This is a genomic window from Streptomyces sp. AMJ-169 (assembly GCF_055597585.1).
Genome location: NZ_JBVLTJ010000013.1, coordinates 66,108 through 81,212, shown reverse-complemented (window position 1 = coordinate 81,212; position 15,105 = coordinate 66,108). Strand labels below are relative to the sequence as shown.

General features: G+C 71.8%; 15 protein-coding genes and 1 riboswitch. Of the genes, 11 read left to right on the top strand and 4 right to left on the bottom strand.

Annotation, left to right across the window (positions count from 1 at the left end; translation table 11 throughout):
* The first annotated feature begins 6 nt into the window (after positions 1-6).
* Positions 7-1,707, top strand: coding sequence for a flavin monoamine oxidase family protein (locus tag ACYUD3_RS28880; protein WP_470975925.1), 1,701 nt, complete (start codon positions 7-9; stop codon positions 1,705-1,707).
* 42 nt (positions 1,708-1,749) lie between these two features.
* Here ACYUD3_RS28880 and ACYUD3_RS28875 read toward each other — a convergent pair whose 3' ends face one another.
* The gene (locus tag ACYUD3_RS28875) at positions 1,750-2,451 is read right to left on the bottom strand and encodes a DUF5995 family protein (protein WP_470975922.1); all 702 of its coding nucleotides are present in this window, start codon (positions 2,449-2,451) and stop codon (positions 1,750-1,752) included.
* 60 nt (positions 2,452-2,511) lie between these two features.
* A complete protein-coding gene (locus ACYUD3_RS28870; protein ID WP_470975919.1) occupies positions 2,512-3,693 on the bottom strand; it encodes an MFS transporter in 1,182 nt (393 codons plus the stop codon).
* Positions 3,694-3,831: 138 nt separating this feature from the next.
* Here ACYUD3_RS28870 and ACYUD3_RS28865 point away from each other — a divergent pair, with 138 nt between their 5' ends.
* The gene (locus ACYUD3_RS28865) at positions 3,832-5,382 is read left to right on the top strand and encodes an ROK family transcriptional regulator (protein WP_470975916.1); all 1,551 of its coding nucleotides are present in this window, start codon (positions 3,832-3,834) and stop codon (positions 5,380-5,382) included.
* Between the two features lie 55 nt (positions 5,383-5,437).
* Here the strand turns inward: ACYUD3_RS28865 and ACYUD3_RS28860 are convergent, their stop codons facing one another.
* Entirely contained in the window at positions 5,438-6,175 is a 738-nt protein-coding gene (locus tag ACYUD3_RS28860; protein WP_470976345.1) for an SDR family oxidoreductase, read from the bottom strand.
* A 125-nt stretch (positions 6,176-6,300) separates the two neighbouring features.
* Positions 6,301-7,185 (bottom strand): RNA polymerase sigma-70 factor, encoded by an 885-nt coding sequence (locus tag ACYUD3_RS28855; RefSeq protein ID WP_470975913.1) that lies wholly within the window; start codon positions 7,183-7,185, stop codon positions 6,301-6,303.
* A 195-nt stretch (positions 7,186-7,380) separates the two neighbouring features.
* Positions 7,381-7,511, top strand: a riboswitch (FMN riboswitch).
* A 152-nt stretch (positions 7,512-7,663) separates the two neighbouring features.
* Between ACYUD3_RS28855 and ACYUD3_RS28850 the strand changes: the two genes are divergently transcribed.
* The 9 genes from ACYUD3_RS28850 (at position 7,664) to ACYUD3_RS28810 (ending at position 15,045) form a co-directional block, all read left to right on the top strand.
* Positions 7,664-8,257 (top strand): riboflavin synthase, encoded by a 594-nt coding sequence (locus tag ACYUD3_RS28850; RefSeq protein WP_470975910.1) that lies wholly within the window; start codon positions 7,664-7,666, stop codon positions 8,255-8,257.
* A complete protein-coding gene (locus ACYUD3_RS28845; RefSeq protein WP_470975907.1) occupies positions 8,254-8,874 on the top strand; it encodes a nicotinamide mononucleotide transporter family protein in 621 nt (206 codons plus the stop codon). Before ACYUD3_RS28850 ends, ACYUD3_RS28845 begins: the two co-directional genes overlap by 4 nt.
* Complete coding sequence (locus ACYUD3_RS28840) at positions 8,871-10,220, top strand: bifunctional 3,4-dihydroxy-2-butanone-4-phosphate synthase/GTP cyclohydrolase II (protein ID WP_470975904.1); 1,350 nt, start codon at positions 8,871-8,873, stop codon at positions 10,218-10,220. Before ACYUD3_RS28845 ends, ACYUD3_RS28840 begins: the two co-directional genes overlap by 4 nt.
* A gap of 29 nt (positions 10,221-10,249) precedes the next feature.
* Positions 10,250-10,735 carry a 6,7-dimethyl-8-ribityllumazine synthase gene (gene ribH / locus ACYUD3_RS28835; RefSeq protein ID WP_470975901.1) on the top strand — a complete coding sequence of 162 codons (486 nt, stop codon included), beginning with the start codon at positions 10,250-10,252 and terminating at the stop codon, positions 10,733-10,735.
* A 34-nt stretch (positions 10,736-10,769) separates the two neighbouring features.
* The gene (locus ACYUD3_RS28830; RefSeq protein WP_470975898.1) at positions 10,770-11,042 is read left to right on the top strand and encodes a phosphoribosyl-ATP diphosphatase; all 273 of its coding nucleotides are present in this window, start codon (positions 10,770-10,772) and stop codon (positions 11,040-11,042) included.
* A 42-nt stretch (positions 11,043-11,084) separates the two neighbouring features.
* Positions 11,085-11,933 (top strand): ATP phosphoribosyltransferase, encoded by an 849-nt coding sequence (gene hisG / locus ACYUD3_RS28825; RefSeq protein WP_470975895.1) that lies wholly within the window; start codon positions 11,085-11,087, stop codon positions 11,931-11,933.
* Between the two features lie 30 nt (positions 11,934-11,963).
* On the top strand, positions 11,964-12,410 hold the full coding sequence (locus ACYUD3_RS28820) for a PH domain-containing protein (RefSeq protein ID WP_470975892.1): 447 nt from the start codon (positions 11,964-11,966) through the stop codon (positions 12,408-12,410).
* A 266-nt stretch (positions 12,411-12,676) separates the two neighbouring features.
* Positions 12,677-14,002, top strand: a complete 1,326-nt coding sequence (locus ACYUD3_RS28815) for a hemolysin family protein (RefSeq protein ID WP_470975890.1) — start codon at positions 12,677-12,679, stop codon at positions 14,000-14,002.
* Positions 13,999-15,045 (top strand): hemolysin family protein, encoded by a 1,047-nt coding sequence (locus ACYUD3_RS28810; RefSeq protein WP_470975887.1) that lies wholly within the window; start codon positions 13,999-14,001, stop codon positions 15,043-15,045. Before ACYUD3_RS28815 ends, ACYUD3_RS28810 begins: the two co-directional genes overlap by 4 nt.
* Positions 15,046-15,105 lie beyond the last annotated feature (60 nt).

Sequence of the window (15,105 nt, the reverse complement as noted above, 5' to 3'; positions counted from 1 at the left end):
AACCCCATGACGTCCATGGTGCCCAACGCCGTCGAGCACGCAGACGGGCAGCGGCAGCCGATCACGATGTTCGGCCCCGACTTCCCTTACGCCTACGACGACTTCCTCGCCCACCCGGCCGGGCTCGGGCAGATCCCGGCGACCGAGCACGGGGCCGAAGTCGCCGTCATCGGGGGCGGGTTGTCGGGGATCGTGACGGCGTACGAGCTGATGAAGATGGGGCTCAGGCCGGTCGTGTACGAGGCCGACCGGATCGGCGGGCGGCTGCGGACCGTCGGGTTCGACGGGCAGGGCGCCGAGGGGCTGACGGCGGAGATGGGCGCGATGCGCTTCCCGCCCTCCTCGACGGCCCTCCAGCACTACATCGACCTGGCCGGCCTGACCACCCGCCCGTTCCCCAACCCCCTTGCGGAGGTGACCCCTTCGACGGTCGTCGACCTCAAGGGCGAGACGCACTACGCGCGGACGGTCGCCGAACTCCCGCAGATCTACCGGGATGTGGCCGACGCCTGGGCCAAGTGCCTTGAGGAAGGCGCCGAGTTCACCGCGATGAACCGCGCGCTGCGCGAACGGGACGTGCCGCGCATCCGCGAGATCTGGTCCCGGCTCGTCGAGCGGCTCGACAACCAGACCTTCTACGGATTCCTGTGCGCCTCCGAGGCGTTCAAGTCCTTCCGCCGCCGCGAGATCTTCGGCCAGGTCGGCTTCGGCACCGGCGGCTGGGACACCGACTTCCCCAACTCGATCCTGGAGATCCTGCGCGTCGTCTACACCGAGGCCGACGACCACCACCGGGGAATCGTCGGCGGCTCCCAGCAACTGCCGCTCAGGCTCTGGGAGTCCGAGCCGCCGAAGGCCGTGCACTGGCCGTACGGGACGTCGCTCGCGAGCCTGCACGAGGGCGGCGCCCCGCTGCCCGCCGTGACCCGGCTGCACCGCACCGCCGGGGACCGGATCACCGTCACCGACGCGGCCGGCGGCATCCGCACCTACCGGGCCGTCGTCTTCACCGCGCAGTCCTGGATGCTGCTGTCCAAGGTGGTCTGCGACGACGACCTCTTCCCGGCCGACCACTGGACCGCCATCGAGCGCACCCACTACATGGAGTCCAGCAAGCTCTTCGTCCCCGTCGACCGCCCGTTCTGGCTCGACAAGGACCCGGAGACCGGGCGGGACGTGATGTCGATGACCCTCACCGACCGCATGACGCGCGGGACTTACCTCCTCGACGACGGTCCGGACCGGCCGGCGGTGATCTGCCTGTCGTACACCTGGTGCGACGACAGCTCCAAGTGGCTGCCGCTGTCGGCGGGGGAGCGGATGGAGGTGATGCTGAAGTCGCTGGGGGAGATCTATCCGAAGGTCGACATCCGCAAGCACATCATCGGCAGTCCGGTGACCGTGTCATGGGAGAGCGAGCCGTATTTCATGGGCGCGTTCAAGGCCAATCTGCCGGGTCATTACCGGTACCAGCGGCGGCTGTTCACGCATTTCATGCAGGAGGGGCTGCCGGCCGGGCGGCGGGGGCTGTTCCTCGCGGGGGACGACATCTCGTGGACCGCAGGGTGGGCGGAGGGGGCCGTGCAGACCGCGCTGAACGCCGTGTGGGGAGTGATGCGGCACTTCGGCGGGGCCACGGACGCGGCGAATCCGGGGCCCGGGGACGTGTTCGACGAGATCGCTCCGGTGGAACTGCCGGAGGACTGAGGGGAGTTGGGGTGCGGCCTTATGGGTCAGGGGAGTTGGGCGTCAGTCCGGCAGCGGCGTGAGCAGCATGCGGCCCGCGAAGCCGACGGCCGCGTCCAGGCGGTCGGCGAAGTCCTCGGCCAGCTCGGGGAGTTGACGTAACGCCCAGAGCGCGCGGGCCGCCGCCCACGCCGCCGCCCTGGCCCGCTCCAGACTCCAGGAACCCACCAGATGGGTGAGCGGATCGGCGAGCTGGAGCAGATCCGGGCCCGGCATCAAGTCCTCGCGGATGCGCTCCTCCAGCGCCACCAGAATGTCCCCGACCTGGTCGAACTCGTCCTCCAGATCCGCTGGTCGGCAGTCCAGACTGTGACAGGCGTCCACGACGGCGAGCGCCAGGTCGTGCCCGATATGGGCGTTGATCCCGGCCAGCGCGAACTGGAGCGGCCGTACGCCCGGATGGCGGCGCATCTGGAAGAGGGGGCGCCAACAGGCGGGCGGGCGCAGGCCGTTGGTCTCGGCGTCGACGGCCTTCAGGTACCGCTCGGCGAACCGCACATCGAGCGTGGCCGCCGCGCGGGCGTCCTCGAACGCGCCCCTGTCGATTCGCCGGTCCACCTCCTCGGTCACCGTCAGATACACCCGGTTGAACACCCCGACCCCGTCCCGCTCGGGCAGGCCCGCGCCCAGCGCCCGCATCCGCGCGATCACGGCGTCCACGGCGGCGGGCGGGGCGGCCGGGGCGAACTCCTCCAACTCCGTCATGGGGGAAGCGTGCCAGCCGGAACGGGGAAAAGGGGCGGAGTTCCCCGAAAGGGGGACGTGTCAGGGTTTCGGCACCGGCACCTCCCAGGCCGCCGGCGCCACACTGCGGTCCGCCCCCTTGAGCACGTTCGCGAAGAGGACGAGCCCGAAGGCCAGCGCCGTCACCACACAGAACGACACCATCAGACTGGACAGTTGGGCCACCCCGCCGATGAGACTGGGCGCGATCAGCCCCGAGGTGTACGTCACCGTCGCCACCCCCGCGATCGCCTGGCTCGGATTGGGCCCGCTGTGCCCGGCCGCCGCGAAGCACAGCGGGACGACGACGGCGATGCCGAGCCCGGTCAGCCCGAAGCCGGCCATCGCGACCGGCGGTTCGTCCGCCACGACGATCAGCAGCCCGCCCAGCGCCGCCAGCACCCCGCCCAGCCGCACGGTCCGTACGCTCCCGAAGCGGTTCACCACCGCGTCCCCGGCCAGCCGGGCGATCGCCATCGTCAGCATGAAACCGGTCGTGCAGGCCGCCGCCAGCGCCGCCGAGGACTCCAGCCGGTCCTCCAGGTACACCGCCGACCAGTCCATGCTCGCGCCCTCCGCGAACACCGCGCAGAACCCGACCGCGCCGATCAGCAGTGCCGAACGCGGCGGCAGCGCGAAGCGCGGGGGCGGTTCCTCGTCCGCCGTCGGACGCAGGTCCAGCACCCACGAGCAGGCGACGGCGCCGAGGACCGTCAGCGTGAGGGCGGCCAGCGCGTGGTGCAGGCGGGCGTCCGCGCCGAGATGCGCCGCCAGCGTGCCCGCCGCCGAGCCGGTCAGCGTGCCCGCGCTCCACATGCCGTGCAGCCCGGACATGATCGACTTCTTCAGCCGGTGCTCCATCTCGACGCCGAGCGCGTTCATCGCGACGTCCGCCATGCCCGCCGAGGCGCCGTAGACGAACATCGCCAGGCACAGGGTGAGCAGGCCCGGGGCCAGCGACGGCAGCGTCAGCGACAGCGTCCACAGCGCGAGGAGTCCGCGCAGCGCCGCCCTGCTGCCGAACCGGTGCGTGACGCGGCCCGCGAGCGGCATCGCGCAGGCGGCGCCGAACGCCGTGAACGCCAGCGCGAACCCCAGCTCGCCGGTGCTCACGCCGGCGTGGTCCTGGATCCACGGCACCCGCGTCGCGAACGAGCCGGTGACCCCGCCGTGCACGGCGAACACCGCCGCCAGCGCGTACCGGCCGCGTCGCACGTCGCCCATCGGACCACTCCTCTTGATACCTCGGTGTCAGTGTCGGGGCGTAAATTATCAGGAAGGCTGCCTGATAAATAGGGGGTAAGCGGAGTGCACGGAAGCAGCGGTCGTTCGAGGGCGCCGGGGCCATGGGAGACTCCCGGCATGCCCGCATCACCGAGTACCGCCCGAGCCATCAACGACCGGCTGGCGCTCGGCCTGTTGCAGCAGGAGGGCCCCCTCACGGCGGCCCAGCTGAAACAGCTCACGGGCCTGTCCCGCCCGTCGGTCGCCGACCTCGTCGAACGCCTCACCGCCGCCGGGCTGATCGAGGTCACGGGGGAGGCGGGCGCGCATCGCCGGGGGCCGAACGCGAAGGTGTACGGGATCGTCGGCGGCCGGGCCCATCTGGCGGCGCTGGACGTGCGTACCGAAGGGGTCGCCGTCGTCGTCTCCGACCTCGTCGGCCATGTGCTCGCGGAGGCGTCCGTGCCGATCGGCGGGGACACCGGCACCGGGCCCGCCGTCGAGCAGGCGGTGACGCTGCTGGAGCGGGCCGTCAAGGAGGCCGGCGCGGACGCCCTGCACACCGTGTGCGTCGGCGCGCCCGGGCTCATCGACCCCGGCAGCGGGGAACTCCGTGACTCCACCGGCCTGCCGACCTGGCACCGCCGGCTCGCCTCGGCGATCCAGGAGCGCTTCCCGAAGGTGCGGGTGCTGGTCGAGAACGAGGCCAACCTCGCGGCCCTCGCCGAGCGGGCCGACGGCGTCGTCCAGGACCGCGACACCTTCGTCTTCCTCTGGCTCGCCCACGGCATCGGCGCGGCGGTCTTCCTGGACGGCCGCCTCCGCAGAGGAGCCTCCGGCGGAACCGGCGAGATCGGCTTCCTGCCGGTCCCGGGGGCGACGGGGTTGCCGTCGGCGCGGGACTGCGACGGGGGGTTCCACACGCTGGTGGGCGCGGCGGCGGTGCTGGGGCTGGCGGGGGAGTTCGGGGTACGCGGGGGGTCGGGGGCGGCGGGGGTGGTGCGGGAGGCTGCGCGGGTGGCTGAGGAGGGGCGGCGGGGGGTGGCGTCGGGTTCTGCGGCGGGGGGTGGTGAGGAGCCGGTCGATGTGGTGCCGGGCGGCGGGTCTTCGCGGCCGGCGGACGGCGTGCAGCCGGTCTCTACGGCGCCGGACGACGGGCCTTCACGGCCAGTCCCTGCGGCGCTGGGTGGCGGGTCTTTGCGGTCGGCGGCCGACGTGCGGGCGGTCTCTGCGGTGCCGGGCGGTGTGCAGCCGGTCTCGGTGCCGGGCGGCGGGCCTTCGCGGCCGGTCTCTGCGGTGCCGGGCGGCGGGTCTTTGCGGCCCGCGGCCGATGTGCAGCCGGTCTCTGTGGCGCCGGACGGCGAGCAGTCGTCCCCCGTGAGACCCCGTCACGAACCCCCGCTCCGGCCCGCCGCCCCCGCCTTCCTCGATGCTCTCGCCGAGCGCATCGCCCTCGGTGTCGTTTCCGCCGTGGCCGTGCTTGATCCGGGGTGTGTCGTGCTGGGTGGGGAGGTTGGGCAGGCTGGGGGAGTTGAGTTGGCCGGGCGGGTTGCGGAGCGGGTTCGGGGGATGGTTCCGCTGGCCACCGAGGTACGGGCCAGCGGGCTTGGTGACGGGGCCGTGCTGCGGGGGGCGTTGCTGACGGCTCGGGGGGCGGCGCAGGATCAGTTGTTCGACACGGCGGGGTGACGGCGTCGTACGTATGGGGCGCAGTCTCTCCGGCTCGCTCCCAACTCCCCGCCTACTAACCCCTGTTCGCCAAGTACTCCTCGAACGTCCCCTTCCCCACCGCCTGTTCCGGGGTCAAGTGGCCGCCCGCTCGGAAGCCCCGGTATGCCGCTCCCCATAGCGGGATCCTGAGCAGTGGGCGGTGTTTGGCCTGGGAGCGCAAGTAGGCGCGGGCCAAGTCCTCGAAGGAGCGGATCTCCGGGCCGCCCATGTCCGGGACCCGGCCCGCAGGGGCGGCGGTCGCCAACTCGGCCAGGCGGGACGCCACTTCGGTGACCTCGATCGGCTGGTCCCGGACATGGGCGAGGACCGGGACCACAGGGGACCTCGTCAGGCCCGCCAGCAACTGAGCCACCAAGTCGTGGAATTGGGTCGTCCGGAGGATCGTCCAGGGCAACTCCGAAGCCATGACGAGGCGTTCGACCGCCAGCTTGGACTTGTAGTAGCCCAGAGGGACTCGGTCCACGCCCACGATCGAGATGTACACCACGTGCCCCACCCCGGCCCGCCGCGCCGCGTCGAGCAGATGGCCGGCGGCCTCCTCGTCGCCGCCGCGAGGCGAACTCGCGCAGTGCACGACGACGTCCGCCCCCGCCAGCGCCGTGTCCAGCCCCGCCCCGCCCGCGCGCAGGTCCACCGGATGGCGCTCGCTGCGGCGGCTCACCACCCGTACCTCGTGGCCGTCCGCCCGCAGCCGTTCGACGACGGGCCGGCCGAGCGTTCCGGTTCCGCCCGTCACCAGCACCGTGAGCATCCTGGTCATGACGTCCAGCCTTCCCGTGCGGCGGGCGGCCCCTGGTGGAACGCCCTCCGCTCAACAGACCGGACGGCGGCGCCGGATGTGACAAGGGTGGGCGACCTGTTTCCGGGGGATCGGCCTTACCTCCCCAACTGGCCTTGCAGATAACGCAACTTGTCCGGGTTCAGGACCGCCCACATGTCCACGATCCACCCGTCCCGGTACGTGAAACCGACCGTCCCCATCAGCCGGTCCCCGTCCCACGCCAGCAGCGCCGGCGCCCCGTTCAGCTCCGCGTGCTCGAACGTCATCGTCAACAGGAACCGCTCGCGGATGCCGTTCAAGAAACGGGCGACCTTGTCCAGGCCGACCACCGGCCGCAGCGCCGCCGTGACCTTGCCGCCGCCGTCCGCCCACCACGTCACGTCCGCCGCCAGCAGCTTCTCCAACTGGGGGAGGTCGCCGTCCTGAGCCGCCGCGAGAAAGGACGCCACCAGCTCGGCCTGCCGTTCAGGGGCGGGCTCGAACCGGTGGTCTTCTTCCGCCACCCGCCCCACCGCCCGCCGATACACCTGCCGGCAATTCCCCTCCGAAAGATCCAGCACCTCCGCGATCTCCCGGTGCCCGTACCCGAACGCCTCCCGCAGCACATACACCGCCCGTTCCGTCGGCGTCAGCCGCTCCAGCAGGACCAGCATCGCCATGGACACGGCGTCGCGCTGCTCCGCCGATTCGAGCGGGCCGAGGGCGTCGCCTGAGGTGGCCACCGGCTCCGGGAGCCAGGCGCCGACGTACCGCTCCCGGCGGGCCCGCGCCGAGGTCAGCCGGTTGAGGCAGAGGTTGGTGACGGTCTTCGCCAGCCAGGCGCCGAGGTGCTCGATCGCGGACCGGTCCGCGCCGTCGAGCCGCAGATAGGCGTCCTGCACGGCGTCCTCCGCCTCCTGGGCGGAGCCCAGCATGCGGTAGGCGAGACCGAACAGGCGGGGACGGTGGGCCTCGAACTCGGCGGCGAGCGCGGTCGTCATGGGGACACTGTGCCCGAGCGCACGGGCCCGGCCGCCCCCGGCCCGAAGCGTCGACGCCCCGGCCGCCCGAAGCCGCCGCCGGCCATCACAGAAGCTGACGCAGCGGAAGCCCGGCACCACCCTCTGTGACCCACACCACACCCCTCACCCGTATGGACCACCCCCGCCCGTGGCACACTGACTCTGTACCAGTAGCAGCGCACTCCGGGGTCGGTGAAAGTCCGAACCGGCGGTTATAGTCCGCGACCCGATCGCTTTCAGTGATCGGTTGACCAGGTGGAATTCCTGGACCGACGGTTAAAGTCCGGATGGGAGGCAGTGCGCGGCGGGCAGGCACCTGTGGTGCGCCGCCGTATGCGTACTCGTCCGCGTCGGCGGATGAGTGTGTCCGGCGTCCTCCTCAGTGCGTGTGCCCGTGTTCTGTCGTCTCTCGACAGGCCCCGGAGTCCGTGCCCCATGAGGCAGGAGGACCCGGGAAGTGTTCACCGGAATCGTCGAAGAGCTGGGTGAGGTCACCGCCGTCGAGAACCTCGGCGACGCCTCCCGCTTCCGGCTGCGCGGCCCCGTCGTCACCGACGGCGCGAAGCACGGCGACTCCATCGCCGTCAACGGCGTCTGTCTGACCGTCGTCGAGCACGAGGGCGACGAGTTCACGGCCGACGTCATGGCCGAGACCCTGAACCGCTCCAGCCTGGGCGCCCTCGCCGCAGGCTCCCGCGTCAACCTCGAACGCCCCACGGCCGTCGGCGCCCGCCTCGGCGGACACATCGTCCAGGGCCACGTCGACGGCACCGGCGAGATCCTCGCCCGCACCCCCTCCGAGCACTGGGAGATCGTCAAGGTCTCCCTCCCGGCCGGCCTCGCGCGCTACGTCGTCGAGAAGGGCTCGATCACCGTCGACGGCATCAGCCTCACGGTCGTCGAGGCGGGCGCCGACTTCTTCACCGTCAGCCTCATCCCCACCACCCTCGACCTGACCACGCTCGGCCTCAAGCAGCCCGGCGACCCGGTCAACCTCGAGGTCGACATCGTCGCCAAGTACGTCGAGCGGCTGATGGGAGCGGGGAAGTGAACGCGCTGAACTCCGAGGCGTTCGTCCTGTTCGGCCAGCACATCCTGTGGTCGGACATGATCGGCAACATCCTCGGCCTCACCGCCCTGGCCCTCGGCTGGCGCCGCTACGTGCTGACCTGGCCGGTCCAGTTCCTCTCCGGACTCGTCCTGTTCGGCGCGTTCTACGGCCATCTCGCGGGCAGCGCCGGCAAGCAGGTCATCGTCATGGTGGTCGCGGCGTACGGCTGGTGGCAGTGGGGGCGCAAGCAGAAGGGCGGGGTCGTCCCGCGCTTCGCCACCTGGTCCGAGCGCGGCGCGATGACCGCCGCCGGAGCCGTCGGCACGGTCGCCGTCGCCCTGCTCTTCCAGGCGTTCCCCACCCTGTCCTGGGACCCCTGGCCGGACGCGTACATCTTCGTCGGCACGGTCGTCGCCATGTACGCCCAGGCCAAGGGCATGGTCGAGTTCTGGATCGCCTGGCTCCTCGTCGACCTCGTCGGCGTCCCGCTCAACTTCGCCAACGGCTACGCCTTCTCCGGCTTCGTCTACGTCATCTACGGCGCCCTCGTCCTGTGGGGCATGCGCGACTGGTGGCTGCGTTCACGCCGGCCCGTCCTGGAAGGAGCGCCCGCATGAGCATCAGCACACCGACCGCCCGGTACGAGATCGGCGCCGGCCTCGGCCTCGCCGCGGAAGACCTCACCCTCGACCCCGTCGCCCAGGCCGTCGCCGACATCGCCGCCGGCCGCCCGATCGTGGTCGTCGACGACGAGGACCGCGAGAACGAGGGCGACCTCGTCGTCGCCGCCGAGAAGATCACCCCCGAGATCGTCGCGTTCATGATGAGCGAGTGCCGGGGACTGATCTGCGCGCCCATGGAGGGCCCCGAACTCGACCGGCTCGCGCTGCCGCAGATGGTCCAGGACAACACCGAGTCCATGAAGACGGCGTTCACCGTCTCCGTCGACGCGGGCCCCGCCCACGGCGTGACCACCGGCATCTCCGCCGCCGACCGCGCCACCACCCTGCGCCTGCTGGCGGGCGGCGAGGCCGAGCCCGCCGACTTCGTCCGCCCCGGCCACATCTTCCCGCTGCGCGCCCGCCCCGGCGGCGTCCTCGCCCGCGACGGCCACACCGAGGCCGCCGTCGACCTCGCCCGCCTCGCGGGGCTGCGCCCGGCCGGAGCCATCGTCGAGATCGCCGGCGAGGACGGCCGGATGCTCCGCCTCCCCGAACTCGTCCCGTTCGCCCGCAAGTACGGTCTGACGATCATCTCGATCGAGGACCTGATCGCGTACCGGCGGGAACGGGAGGGCGAGCCGGAAGGCCCCGTCGACTTCAAGGCACCCACCGCACCCGTCGTACAGCGCGAGGCGGTCACCGAACTGCCCACCGCGCACGGCACGTTCACCGCCTACGGCTACCGCGCGGCCGACGGTGTCGAGCACGTCGCCCTGGTCCACGGGGACATCGGCGACGGCCAGGACGTCGTCGTCCGCATCCACTCCGAATGCCTCACCGGCGACGTCTTCGGCTCGGTCCGCTGCGACTGCGGGCCGCAGCTGGAGGCGGCGCTCGGGCGGGTGCAGGAGGAGGGGCGCGGGGTCGTCGTCTATCTGCGCGGGCACGAGGGGCGCGGGATCGGGCTGCTGTCCAAGCTGCGCGCGTACGAGCTCCAGGAGCGCGGCCGGGACACCCTGGACGCCAACCTGGAGCTGGGGCTGCCCGCCGACGCCCGGGACTACGCGGCCGGGGCGCTGATCCTGGCCGATCTCGGGGTGCGCGGGGTGCGGCTGCTGACCAACAACCCCGCGAAGTCCGAGGCGCTGGTCCGGCACGGGCTGACGGTCACCGCCCGCGAGCCGATGCCCGTCCAGGCGGGCGAGCACAATCTGCGGTATCTGCGCACGAAACGGGACCGGATGGGCCATGACCTGCCCTGGCTGGAGCAGGCTCCGGCGTCCCGGTGCGCGAATCAGTGAGCGAACGAGCGAAAGCAAGTAGGAGAGACGTGAGCGGCAAGGGTGCACCGGAGCTGTCCGTACACGACGTGGGTGACCTGCGGGTCGCCGTCGTCGCGGCGCAGTGGCACGAGAAGGTGATGGACGGCCTGGTCGACGGCGCCCTGCGCGCCCTGCGCGACCTCGGCGTCGGCGAACCGGCCCTCCTGCGGGTCCCGGGCAGCTGGGAGCTCCCGGTCGCCGCCAAGGTCCTCGCCGGGCGTGGCTACGACGCGGTCGTCGCCCTGGGCGTCGTCATCCGCGGCGGGACGCCCCACTTCGAGTACGTCTGCCAGGGCGTCACCCAGGGCCTCGCCCAGGTGTCCGTCGAGACCGGCATCCCCGTCGGGTTCGGCGTGCTGACCTGCGACACCGAGGAGCAGGCCCTGGACCGGGCCGGGATCGCGGGCTCGAACGAGGACAAGGGGCACGAAGCGGTGACGGCGGCGCTGGCGACGGTCGCCGCCCTGCGCTCGGTATCCGAACCCTGGCGGTAGGCCCGCGGGCCCGTGCAATAAGGTGGGCGTCACCATGTCCAAGAAGACGTTCGAGGAGCTGTTCACCGAGCTCCAGCAGAAGGCCGCCACCGGCGACCCCGCCACCTCCCGCACCGCGGAACTGGTCGGGAAGGGCGTCCACGCCATCGGCAAGAAGGTCGTCGAAGAGGCCGCCGAGGTCTGGATGGCCGCCGAGCACGAGAGCAAGGACGCCGCTGCCGAGGAGATCTCGCAGCTGCTCTACCACGTCCAGGTGATGATGGTCGCCCGCGGCATCTCGCTGGACGACGTGTACGCCCACCTCTGAACCATCCCCCCGACACCCCACCGAGCAAAGGAAGCCGCCCTCATGCTGCGCATCGCCGTCCCCAACAAGGGTTCCCTCTCCGGCCCTGCGGCGGACATGCTGCATGAGGCCGGCTACCAGCAGCGCCGCGAGTCCAAGGAGCTGCGGGTCGTCGACCCGGTCAACGAGGTGGAGCTGTTCTACCTCCGCCCCCGCGACATCGCGATCTACGTCTCCTCCGGCCGCCTCGACATCGGCCTGACCGGCGAGGACCTGCTGGTCGACTCGGGCGCGAACGCGGAGGTCATCCTCCCGCTCGGCTTCGCCCGCTCCACGTTCCGCTTCGCCGCCAAGCCGGGTACGGCCACGAGCGTCGCGGACCTCAACGGCAAGACGGTCGCCACCTCCTACGAGGGCATCGTCGCCAAGTACTTCGCCGACAACGGCATCGACGCGTCCGTCGTCCACCTCGACGGCGCCGTCGAGACGGCCATCGAACTGGGCGTCGCCGAGGTCATCGCCGACGTCGTCGAGACCGGAACCTCCTTGCGCAACGCGGGACTTGAGGTCTTCGGCGAGCCCATCATGAAGTCCGAGGCCGTCGTCGTCCGGCGCACCGGCGCGGACGCCGAGGACCCGAAGGTCCAGCAGTTCCTGCGCCGCCTCCAGGGCGTCCTGGTCGCCCGGACCTACGTGATGATGGACTACGACTGCCGCGTCGAGCAGCTGGAGAAGGCCGTCGCCCTCACCCCGGGCCTTGAGTCCCCGACGGTCTCCCCGCTGCACAACGAGGGCTGGGTCGCCGTCCGCGCGATGGTCCCCGCCAAGGAGGCCCAGCGGATCATGGACGACCTCTACGACATCGGCGCGCGCGCCATCCTGACGACGGCCATCCACGCCTGCCGTCTCTGACCCGCCCGCGGCCTCCCGAGGAACCCTGTCATGCCGGACCACCTTCCCGTCACCTTCCGGCCGGGCCGCACCCGCGCGGTGCTGCTCACGGCCGGGGTGCTGATCTTCCTCACCATCTCCGCGGTCGCCCTGCTGCTCGAACAGCTCGGCCCCGGCGAGCGGCTCAGCTTCATCGTCACCGGCGCGCTGATCTTCTGGGTGCTGTCGCTGCTCGCCCGGGTCCGGGTCCTCGCCGAGACTTCCGGCGTCACGGTCGTCAACATCGCGAGCCGGCGGCGCCTGGACTGGGCCGAGATCCTTCAGGTCAACCTCCGTCCGGGTGACCCCTGGGTGTTCCTGAATCTGAGCGACGGAACGAGCCTGCCCGTGCTCGGCATCCAGCCCGGCATCAACAAGGAACAGGCCATCGCCGACGCCCGCAGCCTGCGCGCTCTCGTCGAGGCGCACTCCGTCCAGGACCCCGAGAACCGCACCTGAGAGGGTCTCGGGGACATCCCTGAGAGACCCCTGGGACCCGGCGGCGGCAAGATCAGGGCTGACTCGGGGCCGTCGGGCCTGCCGCTGGGGGCCTTGTCTTGATTAATCTGGTGCCGGAGGCGCGCTCCTTGCACCTCCGCCCCTGCCGTGCCGTGCCCGGCGCGCGGGGGGCCACCTCTACCCGAGGAGTGACTCCCTCCGGCAATGGACGGACCGTCCTGTAGTACCTGCGCCGCCCCCTCCCTCACCTCTGAGGCGGCGGCAACATGACCACCCCGCTACTTCTCCTGGCCGCCGCCTTCGTCCTGATCCTGGCCAACGGCTTCTTCGTGGCCGCCGAGTTCGGCCTCGTCACCGTGGAACGCCCGGACGCCGAGAAGGCCGCCGCCGACGGCGACAGACGCGCCCGTACGGTCGTCGAGTCGCTGAAGGAGCTCTCCTTCCAGCTCTCCGGCACCCAGCTCGGGATCACCATCACGTCCCTGGTCGTCGGCATGCTCGCCGAACCCGCCCTGGCCCAGCTGCTCGACGGGCCGTTCGAGGCGATCGGCGTCCCCGACGGCGCGGTCTCCGGCGTCGCCGTCGTCGTCGGCATGCTGCTGGCCTCGGCCGTGCAGATGGTCATCGGTGAACTCGTGCCCAAGAACTGGGCGGTGTCCAAGCCGCTCCAGGTGGCGCGGTTCGTCGCCGGGCCGCAGCACACGTTCTCCCGGCTGTTCCGGCCGGTGATCGCCGCCCTCAACACCGTCGCCAACCGGCTCGTGCGCGCCATGGGCGTCGAGCCCGCCGAGGAGCTGGCCTCCGCCCGCACCCCCGGCGAGCTGGTTTCCCTGGCCCGGCACTCGGCGCAGGCCGGCGCCCTGGAGCAGGACACCGCCGACCTGTTCGTACGGACCCTCTCCCTGGCCGAGCTGACCGCGCAGCACGTGATGACGCCGCGCGTGAAGGTCAGCGCCCTCCAGGCGTCGGCCACCGCCGAGGACGTGGTCAACCTGACCCGCGCCACCGGCCTGTCCCGCTTCCCCGTCTACCGCGACAAGATCGACGAGATCGCCGGAATGGTCCACCTCAAGGACGCCCTCGCCGTCCCGGTCCACGAACGGCTGCGCACCCCCGCCGCCCGGATCGCCCGCCCCGCCCTCCTGGTCCCCGAGACCCTCCCCGTCCAGCCCCTCCTCGCCCGGCTGCGCAGCGAGCAGCCCATCGCCGTCGTCGTCGACGAGTACGGCGGCACGGCCGGGGTGGTCACGCTGGAGGACATCGTCGAGGAACTCGTCGGCGAGGTGCGCGATGAGCACGACGGACTGGACACCCCCGAGCTGGCGCAGCTCCCCCCGGAGGACGGCCGCCCCGCGTGGGACGTCGACGGCAGTTGCCGCGTCGACATCCTCCAGCGCATAGGCCTCGACGTCCCCGAGGGGCCGTACGAGACCGTGGCGGGCCTCGTCGCCGACCTCCTCGGCCGGATCCCGGCCGTCGGTGACCGGGCCGAGCTGCCCGGCTGGCGGCTGTCGGTGCGCCGGGTCGGGCACTACCGCGCGGAGCGGGTCCGGCTGGTGCGGACCGGCGCCGCCGTGGAGGCCGCCCGATGAGCGTCCTCCAACTCGTCTTCGCCGCCCTGCTGGTCCTCACCAACGGGTTCTTCGTCGGCGCCGAGTTCGCCCTGGTCTCGGTCCGCCGCAGCCAGATCGAACCGCTCGGCACCGCCCGCGCCCGGCAGGTCCTGCACGGCCTGGAGCGGCTGCCGCAGATGATGGCGGCGGCCCAGTTCGGCATCACGCTGTGCTCCCTCACCCTGGGCGCGGTCGCCGAACCGACGGTCGCCGAACTCCTGGAGCCGCTGTTCGAGGCGGTCCACCTCCCGCACGGCATGATCCATCCGCTCGGGTACGTCATCGCCCTGGCCGCGGTGGTCTTCTTCCACCTCGTCATCGGCGAGATGGTCCCGAAGAACCTCGCCATGGCCGCCCCCGAGAAGGCCGCGCTGTGGCTGAGCCCCGGCCTGGTCTGGTTCGCCCGCCTGTGCAAGCCGGTCACCATCGCGCTCGGCGCCTGCGCCCAGGGCATCCTGCGGGTCTTCCGCGTGGAGCCCAAGGACGAGGTGGAGGCCGTCGTCACCAGCGAGCAGCTGAACCGGCTGCTGGAGGACTCCGGCCAGGCCGGGTTCCTCGGCCCCGAGGAGCGCGAACGGCTGGAGGACGCGCTGGAGCTGGGCTCGCGCCCGGTGACGGACGTCCTGCTCAAGCGGGAGGCCCTGGTGACGGTCGCGCCCTCGGTGACGCCGGGCGAGATCGTCTCCCTCACGGCCCGTACGGGCTACTCCAGGTTCCCGATAGCGGCCGAGACCGGCGCCTTCATGGGCTATCTGCACGTCAAGGACGTCCTCGACCTGGAGGAGTCCGAGCGGGCGGTGCCGCAGCAGATCTGGCGGCCCATGACGACGCTGCGGTCCGAGCTGCCGCTGGACGACGCGCTGACCGTCATGCGGCGGGCGGCGACCCATCTGGCGCAGGTCGCGGACGCCTCGGGGAAGGTGCTGGGGCTGGTGGCTCTGGAGGACGTGCTGGAGCTGCTGGTGGGGGAGGTGCGGGATCCGGCGCATCGGGAGGTGCCGGAGCAGGTGCTGGCGAGCTGAGGGGCGCGCGCCGCTGAAGGTGGGCGCGCTGCCGGCTGAGGCTGGGGCGCGCGCCGTCGG

Excerpts from the sequence above, each read along its gene's own strand:
- ACYUD3_RS28865 (WP_470975916.1), top strand. The coding sequence starts at position 3,832 with ATGCCCGCATCACCGAGTACCGCCCGAGCCATCAACGACCGGCTGGCG.
- hisG (WP_470975895.1), top strand. The coding sequence starts at position 11,085 with ATGCTGCGCATCGCCGTCCCCAACAAGGGTTCCCTCTCCGGCCCTGCG.
- ACYUD3_RS28855 (WP_470975913.1), bottom strand. The coding sequence starts at position 7,185 with ATGACGACCGCGCTCGCCGCCGAGTTCGAGGCCCACCGTCCCCGCCTG.
- ACYUD3_RS28875 (WP_470975922.1), bottom strand. The coding sequence starts at position 2,451 with ATGACGGAGTTGGAGGAGTTCGCCCCGGCCGCCCCGCCCGCCGCCGTG.
- ACYUD3_RS28870 (WP_470975919.1), bottom strand. The coding sequence starts at position 3,693 with ATGGGCGACGTGCGACGCGGCCGGTACGCGCTGGCGGCGGTGTTCGCC.
- ACYUD3_RS28840 (WP_470975904.1), top strand. The coding sequence starts at position 8,871 with ATGAGCATCAGCACACCGACCGCCCGGTACGAGATCGGCGCCGGCCTC.
- ACYUD3_RS28815 (WP_470975890.1), top strand. The coding sequence starts at position 12,677 with ATGACCACCCCGCTACTTCTCCTGGCCGCCGCCTTCGTCCTGATCCTG.
- ACYUD3_RS28860 (WP_470976345.1), bottom strand. The coding sequence starts at position 6,175 with ATGCTCACGGTGCTGGTGACGGGCGGAACCGGAACGCTCGGCCGGCCC.
- ACYUD3_RS28830 (WP_470975898.1), top strand. The coding sequence starts at position 10,770 with ATGTCCAAGAAGACGTTCGAGGAGCTGTTCACCGAGCTCCAGCAGAAG.
- ACYUD3_RS28810 (WP_470975887.1), top strand. The coding sequence starts at position 13,999 with ATGAGCGTCCTCCAACTCGTCTTCGCCGCCCTGCTGGTCCTCACCAAC.
- ACYUD3_RS28880 (WP_470975925.1), top strand. The coding sequence starts at position 7 with ATGACGTCCATGGTGCCCAACGCCGTCGAGCACGCAGACGGGCAGCGG.
- ACYUD3_RS28820 (WP_470975892.1), top strand. The coding sequence starts at position 11,964 with ATGCCGGACCACCTTCCCGTCACCTTCCGGCCGGGCCGCACCCGCGCG.